The 718-nt window shown below is 36.6% G+C and carries 1 pseudogene; it reads left to right on the forward strand.

Annotated elements, in window-relative coordinates:
- Window positions 1-718 (forward strand): annotated as a pseudogene (locus ACWQ4X_RS19745) (IS4-like element ISAba1 family transposase); the annotation flags it as partial.

Consider the following 718-nt stretch of genomic DNA (forward strand, 5'->3'; position numbering starts at 1 on the left):
ATACCTATCCTTTGGACATTGCTTAATAAACGTGGAAATTCAGATACGAAAGAGCGTATTGCTTTGATTCAACGCTTTATAGCCATTTTTGGTAAAGACCGTATTGTGAATGTGTTCGCAGACAGAGAGTTTATCGGTGAGCAGTGGTTTACATGGTTAATTGAACAAGACATCAACTTCTGCATTCGTGTTAAAAAAACTTCATTGTCACCAATCATTTAGGAAAGAATCATAAAATTAGTGATTTATTTCGCCATCTTAAAGTTGGTCAAATTGAATGTCGTAAACGACGGATTTTGGTTGGTCGGGTGAAACTATATATAAGTGCACTACAGTTAGAAAATGGAGAGCTTTTACTCGTCGTTTCTCCTCAGTTTAATGCCAATGCTATTCAGGATTATGCATTACGCTGGGAAATTGAAACCTTATTCAGTTGTCTCAAAGGACGCGGGTTTAATCTTGAAAATACGCGCTTGACAGACCCTAGACGAGTGAAAAAATTGATTGCGGTGTTAGCTATAAGCTTCTGTTGGTGTTACTTAACGGGTGAATGGCAACATGATCAAAAAAAAGCGATAAAAATAAAGAAGCATGGACGACTCTCAATGAGTTTATTTCGCTATGGTTTAGACTATGTTCAAATGGCGATTCAGCGTTTAATTGGTTTTGGGAAAAAAGAAGAGTTTAAGGAAATTTTGGCAATTTTAAGAAGGCAGAA

The sequence above is a fragment of the Acinetobacter sp. NigerLNRRAM0016 genome, from assembly GCF_054112845.1.